The organism is Armatimonas sp. (genome assembly GCF_031410135.1).
Lineage (GTDB): Bacteria > Armatimonadota > Armatimonadia > Armatimonadales > Armatimonadaceae > Armatimonas.
This window is the reverse complement of record NZ_JANNYP010000245.1, coordinates 1-6,930: the sequence shown is the minus strand read 5'-3', so window position 1 is coordinate 6,930 and position 6,930 is coordinate 1. Positions and strand designations below refer to the sequence as shown.

The following is a 6,930-nucleotide window of genomic DNA, read 5'->3' as shown; positions in this document are numbered from 1 at the left end:
GACGAACTCCACTGGACGACAAGGGCATGTCCATCCCTTACCTTCTCGGCATCCGCGCTGGTAGCAGGTCGCAAAGCACCCTTCATATCTATCGAGGCCCGTTAAGCCACCACATTCCGAAACTTGCACACACCGGTCGCACTCGACCTCCAAATTGACCACAGGAAGATTTTTCATACTACAGACAACTCCTTGACTGAAGACGGCTATCTACTCACATAAGCGGATGGTCGCTCCTCCCAACGGGGATATACTGCAAATACGGGCGATTGCTAGTCCTCCAGATAGAGGATTTGCAGATAGAGCAGTAAAGAGAGCACTCTGATCCGAGGGATCGAAGCAACCGACGGGATTATTTAAAAGTGTCGGTACAATGTCTCCGCCATGACCCAGCGTCACGATAAGCAAATCTCCCATCTGAACCGAGATATTATCGTTAAGCATACAGGTATATTCGCTGGACGATACTTCATCGCGTTCTGAAAACAAGTTTGCATTTTTGAATTCGCGCTGGTATGCCTTATCTTGTTGATATTTAAACTGAGGTGCACATTTACTCAGAAAAACTTCACCCATTATTATTCTCCTTCAAGGGGGCGAGTATTGCGTATATCCATTGTCGTCCTTCTTTGCGACGGTGGAGAAGTCGGAGCCGGTGCAGATCTGAAAGGCGGTTGTTCCAGCCTGTAACGTTGATGTCATCATCATGTTTCGCATGCAAGGCCGCAGCCGTCGTTTCTGTCTCCACTTCTACCCTTCGTAAAGTTGTTCTCAAAGTCCGATCTAATGATCCCAGTATAGAAACGGTCAATACAGATTCTCCTTTTGTTTCTACGGCCACTAGGCAGCAGAGTTGTTCTGCACGTAGCACAACTTCGATTTCCTCTCGCACCTCGTCACTGAGATGGGCTAGGATAAGATAAATCGGTAGAGCGACTGGCAGCGAGCCATCGCCAGGATCGTCGTACACCGACGCTCCAACGGATTTCTCCCCGCAACGCAAAAGCCATAAGATGCTAGATTTTGTGTAGCTGGACGTTAGCGATTCGATGCCGGAGAAATCGAGCACTACCACTAAGGGGTCTTTCTGGTCGCGGTGACGGTAGATCTCCATTCGCAATCGTGCCAGATGCCTCCTTGCAAGCGCAGAGCCAGCAAGATGTTGCATTCCTTCGGAAGCCTGAGATATTGAGTACCACATAAATAAAACTCACTCACTCACTTTAGTGAGGATAAGATGAGGTGTTATACCGCAGTTCTTGGGACACCGCAAGTTATTCTTTATAGTCGGTAAATCGGCGATGAATTGCTTGCTGGACTGCAATGGATCGAGAGCTGAAACCCCGACATCGTAGGAGAGGGGCGGTAGTCAAAGTTGCGCTGCTCTGCCGTCCCGATAACATGAAGGGCTGCATCTCCGGTGCGAAAACGCAGTACACCATTCAGATCAGCCAAAGAGCGAAAGACCTGGTTGAAACCATCACCTTCCGTAAACCCTACCCGACGGGTGCGGTGCTGTTGGATTGCGGCTCCTAGCGCTTCCCGAGCACTGGATAAGTCATCGCCTTTACCTTCGCTTTGAAGGCTACGCAGAATACCTCGTCCCACATCCGCTACTGCGTAGGCCATCACCTTGTCTTCTACATAGTATGCGATGGCTCCAGGGGCTGGGGTTTCGTCGGTATCACCACTGTGATTCCAGACGTTTTCTGCCATTTCTCTAGCTGCACGAGCAAGTGCGCGGGCCAATTCGGTAGAAAAGCCGTTCTCTTTAAGAGAGAGCTCAAAACGCTTGGAGAAGCATTCCCATCCATTTCCCGGATTGATCGGACTTGGTAAGCACATAAAATCCCAGGAGACAGGTGAAAGGTTTAAGGAAACGTCGGTACGGCCTGCAACAAGGTCTTTCCAGGCCGTATTCAAGATTCCTGACTGTTGTCGCCAACCCCTGAAAATTGAACTCACCTCAGGGTCTTTGCCCCATTCCCAGCCTCGACAGAGTAGCTCCATGAGACCACCCACTGTGAGGCCGCTTAAGGGAAGTTGCCTCAAGCGCTCTATTTGTCCAGCATTAATCCGACGCTGTATGTCATCTACGATTTGCTCATCGAATATCAAAGCCATCTCCAAGAGAACCAACGCGTTCCCGATTCCGAACCTAATTCTAGAAATCTACCTCGATCAGGTTCCCATGCTCCCTCAACCAGTCTTTTGCCTGCTCGTAGCGCGGCACCTGGACGGCCACGATATTCCAGAAGCGCGGCGTATGGTTAGGCTCCAGCAGGTGGGCTAGCTCATGCACTATGAGATAGTCAATCACGTAGGTGGGAGCCTTGATAATGCGCCAGTTGAAGTTGAGATTGTTGCTGGGCGTACAGGAGCCCCAGCGATACTTGAGATCAGACACCTGAACCTGGTTGTAGGTTGCCCCCATCGTCTTGGCGAAGTGCCGCACACGGGTCTTTAGACGCTCCTCAGCCCGCAGCTTGTACCAAGCACGAAACAGCTCACCCGCCTGATCTTGGCTCTGGGGGCCAATCACAAACTTGGAGTGGAACTCTACTCCCTCTTGACCAAGCACCACTTCTAGCCGCCAGTTACGCCCTAAGTAGAGCAGAGTTTCTCCGGTGACGAACTCTTTCTGGTGTGGGATGCTCGGGTACTTCTGCGCGTGGTTGGTCTTCCCAAAGAGCCAGAGCTTTTTGGCCTCCACTGCCTGACGAATATGGGCCTCGCTCATCCCGTGAGGCGCACGAACGACGACCTGGCTGTCGCGCTCGACAGTCAGACCAATGGTTCGCCGCTTGCTATAGATGAGTTTGTAGTCCACACGCACGAAGTTAAGCGTCTCCTACTTGACCCGTCAGAACACCACGATTTTCTCGTGCCCACTCCACGGTGCGGGTGATAAGGATGTCCTTCATCTTTATCAGCTTAGGGAGCCCTTCCGGCTTCGCCAAAACAAACGCCTCTTGCAGTTCAGCCTTTAGCCTGTTCTGGGCAGGTGGGGACTGCCAGAACCCGACCATCTGAAGCTCCAGCGCGAGCTTGGCACTGATAAGCTGAGTGAGATTGACCAGGCCCGATACCTGATCCTCGGTCAACTCTGCATCCGCGAAGATTTCTTTCTTGTAGATGCGGAAGAGCGGCATCTGCTTGCGCCGGTGAAGGCCAAAGGTCTCTTCCTTCTCCTTGGCCATGATCTTCTGGCGCAGATTCTCCAGCTCCTGGTAGATACGATCCCAGTTGTCTTTGAACATCTGGAAGATCAGCAGCAGCTCCTCGGTGAACGAAGCGGCAAGCTCCGGGTCTTCGGGCTCGACAATATCCAGATGGTGGCGGATAGCGTGCTCGACGGCGGCAGCTTTGGTGCGGGTGCGAGTGTGGCCGTCTACCTCTTTCTGGAAGTTGTCGTCCAGAATAGAGATCGGCTCGATCTTGACCTCGATGCCCTCAGATTTCAGAAACGCGTCGGTGATGGCTCGGAGTTTGGGCGGGATGCCCTTCATGGAGAGCCGGGCGTCGCCGATGTGCTTGAAGGCCAGCTCGTTGATCTTGACGAAGTTCTGGTAGTCGCCCAGGTAGTCCAGGGCCTCCTTACGAGGCAGGACAATATTGAACGCCTGAGTGAGCTTCTTGAAGGCCATCACGTACTTGAAGCGCGTGTCCTCGTCGTAGAAGAGATCATAGAACGCATCGGAGTCGCTGAAGTCTTCGAGACCGTTCTCTTTGAGCAGTGCCCAGATCTCCCGGTGTGCCTCGCGTAGCTTCCCAATTTCTTCGTCCGGGTTACTCAGCTCCTCCAGAACCTCTTGCTGCTCTTTCTCTGCGTACTTGTCTAGCGCTCGCTTGAGGTCGTTGCCGATCCCCACGTAGTCCACAACAAAGCCCGCCTCTTTCTTTTCATCAGCCACGCGGTTCACGCGGGCAATGGTCTGGAGGAGGTTGTGGTCGCGGATCACCTGGTCCAGGTAGAGCACCTGCTCGATGGGGGCATCGAAGCCGGTGAGGAGCATGTTGTTGACGATGATAAGGCCGACGTTTCCCGTGAGACTGCCAGAGCCATCGTCGGTGCTCGTTCCAAAGGCCATCTTGAAGCGCTTAATATTGCGCTTGTGGTCTGCGGAGTTGCTAAGTGCCTTGAGGTGTGGCGGCTCATTGTGATCGCCACCTGAGATGACGACCGCCGTCTCCATCGTCTTGAGGAGCGTCACATTTACGTTGCTGGGGTTGCTGGCCTCTAGCTCGGCAACTTTAGCGACCAGGGCGGCATCAAGGTACTTCTTGTAGCGGGCTGCGGCCTCGCGTGAGGTGGTGACAACCTGGCCCTTGAATCCATTGGGGAAGACGTTGGCGATGTAGTGATCCACCATGTCTTTTGCCTTGGCGCGGATCGTGTCCTCGGCTTCCAGATAGGCGTCACGGCTAGCGTAGCCCAGAATCTGGAGGCGCTCCTTCAGGTTGTACTCGCTGAAGACATCCTCGAACTTCTGGTCCGCTGCGGCCTGGTCAGAGATGGTGGCACTGTGGGTGCGGCCCTCGTAGACGATGGCAAGGGTGGTACCGTCCGCGATGGACTCGCGCATGGTGTATTTATCAATGTAGTCGCCGAAGGTCTGCTCTGTCTTATCAATGGGCGTTCCCGTGTAGGCGATGCGCGCCGCGTTGGGGATGGCCTTGTCGAAGTTAGCCCCAAGCAGGCTGTACTGGCTCCGGTGCGCCTCATCGGTGAGGGTGAGGATATGTGCGCTGGCATTAAGCTCTGGGAAGGTCGCTTGCAGGTCGCGCTCCTGGAACTTGTGGATCATCGCCATCACAAGGTCCGCAGCGGTGCCACTGAGCAGCGTCTTGAGCGTAGCGATACTATCAGCCATCTTCACTTTCTGGCCGATGCTCTGGGCGGTTCCGGAGAGCTGCTCTTCAAGATCGGTGCGGTCGGTGATGAAAACGACTTTCCAGTCGGAAAACTCGGTGCGCTGGCGCAGCTCACGTACCAGGAACATCATGGTCAGGGACTTACCCGATCCCTGGGTATGCCAGATGATCCCACTGCGCTCCCGTGTGGTCGTGCCGTTGCGTAGCCGATCAATGGCTTTCTTGACGGCGCGGAACTGCTGGTAGCGCCCCACGACCTTGATGGTCTGCCCTTTATCGTTGGTAGAGAAGACCGTGTAGGACTGGATCAGGGAGAGCAGGTTCTCAGGGCGCATCATGCCCGCGACGAGGCGCTGCTGATCGTTGGGGGTACTGCTGCCGCCTGCCTTGAGATCACTGAGCTTGGCGGGGTAAGGATCGCTCCAGCGGTAGAAATGCTTCTCGATCTGAGTTGTGATGGTGCCAAACTTCGCCTGGTTGCGGCAGGTAGAGACGAGGAACTGGTTGTACCAGAAGAGAGTGGGATTTCCCTCCCCCACCTCGCCGCGCTGCTGGCTGTAGCGCATCATCTGGTCAATGGCAGAAGCAATCGGCTCGTTGACCAGAGGCGACTTGCACTCAATGAGCACGAGCGGCATACCGTTCACGAAGAGCACCACGTCGGGGATGATGTGGTTATCGGTGCCAGGGATGGCGACCTTGAACTGACAGACAGCAAGGAAGCGGTTGTTTTTGGGGTTCTTGAAGTCCAGGTAGCGGACGGTAGGTGACTTTTCGCCGGTCTTGCGGTTCTCGTCAACACTGGGAAAGCCGGTCAGCAACTCGAAAACTTCCTTGTTGTTCTCGATGAGGCTGGGGGCTTTGAAGTCCGTGATACGGTTCACCAAACCGTCAATCTGATCCGGCTCCAAAAAGGGGTTGATGTCCTTGAGTGCCTTCTCCAGCTCGGGCCGAATGACGACTTCGCGGAAGTCGCTGCGGTAGCTCTTGCTTGCGGGCGACTGCATCTCCAAGCGGAGCACCGTCCAGCCCATCGCTTCAAGCTGGTCTAGGAGTGGGTTCTCAACACCGTTACGCTCATCGAGAATAACGTTTTTTGATGCTTTTTGGTCGTTGGATCGAATCATGGTTATATACTGTTTAATCTACACTAAAACCGGAATCACGCGAAGTAGCTCTTTAGATCGATGATCCTTTCCTGGTGGAACTGCTGGAGGGTGCCTGGGGTCCAATCTACTTCTTTCATGACTTTCATCGCTGAGGCAAACGTCTGCACATGACTTGAGAAGTAGCGGGTCTTCTTTTCTCCAAAATCTCTGCGTCCGAGGGAGGCATTCTTTCTGCGTCCAATGAGAACTAGGTTACCTAGCCGGTTCGTCCATTCCTCACGCTCTATATCAGAGAAGTCAGCACACCACTTGCTGTTTCCTGCTGGGTTCTGTGGCAGGACATGCTCGACTGATATTTGACGAGGTGGCTGGAGGCGGTTCGTTGGGCCACCGGTTATCATGTCGATTTTTAGCAGCAAGTAAGCTCCGTATGGCTGACCATAGATTGGCCAATGATCCAGCCGACGAAAAAGCTCCACAGTATCTACGCTAAAGACATCTGAGCTGAGGAGGGAATCTATCTTGTCGTCCTTCATTCCACCTTTTTGCTCGATCTCATAAATCTTTCTGAGGATGCGGTTCATGGCTTCGATACGGCTGGTGGGAGTGCCGCGCAGAAACCAGTCTCCTGAGAACTTGTTCTCCAGCTTTTTCATGAACGCCGTGATTCGGTGATGTCCATAGATGTCTAGGAAGTAGAGAACAGGTGGTACCCAGAAGTCAGCTCTACCCGCTTCCCGCAGGAGGGTTAGTATGTTGTCAAACTCCCAGCTCTCAAGCTCAACCTGGTGGTCTCCATTGAGGATGTCGGCATAGTGGTCGCGAAAACGGCGTACACAGTCGAAGGTTTCACGGCCCGGCTGGAGGTGTCCCTTCGCATAGACGACTTGCTCAAACTCTTGGAGAAGTCCCTGCTTGGCACGCTCGCGGACAAGAACCGTTCGGA

Annotated in this window: 6 protein-coding genes; all 6 read right to left on the bottom strand. The window is 53.9% G+C overall.

Going from position 1 to position 6,930, the window contains the following annotated elements:
• Positions 1-210: 210 nt before the first annotated feature.
• Positions 211-576, bottom strand: a complete 366-nt coding sequence (locus RMO15_RS09035; RefSeq protein WP_309710882.1) for a hypothetical protein — start codon at positions 574-576, stop codon at positions 211-213.
• A complete protein-coding gene (locus RMO15_RS09030; RefSeq protein WP_309710881.1) occupies positions 569-1,114 on the bottom strand; it encodes a hypothetical protein in 546 nt (181 codons plus the stop codon). The genes RMO15_RS09035 and RMO15_RS09030 overlap by 8 nt, the downstream gene beginning before the upstream one ends.
• Before the next feature lie 167 nt (positions 1,115-1,281).
• Positions 1,282-1,923 carry a hypothetical protein gene (locus tag RMO15_RS09025; protein ID WP_309710877.1) on the bottom strand — a complete coding sequence of 214 codons (642 nt, stop codon included), beginning with the start codon at positions 1,921-1,923 and terminating at the stop codon, positions 1,282-1,284.
• Positions 1,924-2,164: 241 nt separating this feature from the next.
• A complete protein-coding gene (locus RMO15_RS09020; RefSeq protein WP_309710874.1) occupies positions 2,165-2,830 on the bottom strand; it encodes a SprT family zinc-dependent metalloprotease in 666 nt (221 codons plus the stop codon).
• A 10-nt stretch (positions 2,831-2,840) separates the two neighbouring features.
• A complete protein-coding gene (locus RMO15_RS09015; protein ID WP_309710871.1) occupies positions 2,841-6,002 on the bottom strand; it encodes a type I restriction endonuclease subunit R in 3,162 nt (1,053 codons plus the stop codon).
• 35 nt (positions 6,003-6,037) lie between these two features.
• Positions 6,038-6,930, bottom strand: an 893-nt coding sequence (locus tag RMO15_RS09010; protein WP_309710869.1) for an HNH endonuclease family protein, incomplete at its 5' end; no start/stop codon positions are given.

What these genes read in the sequence shown, in the direction of transcription:
- RMO15_RS09035 (WP_309710882.1), bottom strand. Translation starts at nt 576, where the DNA reads ATGGGTGAAGTTTTTCTGAGTAAATGTGCACCTCAGTTTAAATATCAA.
- RMO15_RS09030 (WP_309710881.1), bottom strand. Translation starts at nt 1,114, where the DNA reads ATGGAGATCTACCGTCACCGCGACCAGAAAGACCCCTTAGTGGTAGTG.
- RMO15_RS09015 (WP_309710871.1), bottom strand. Translation starts at nt 6,002, where the DNA reads ATGATTCGATCCAACGACCAAAAAGCATCAAAAAACGTTATTCTCGAT.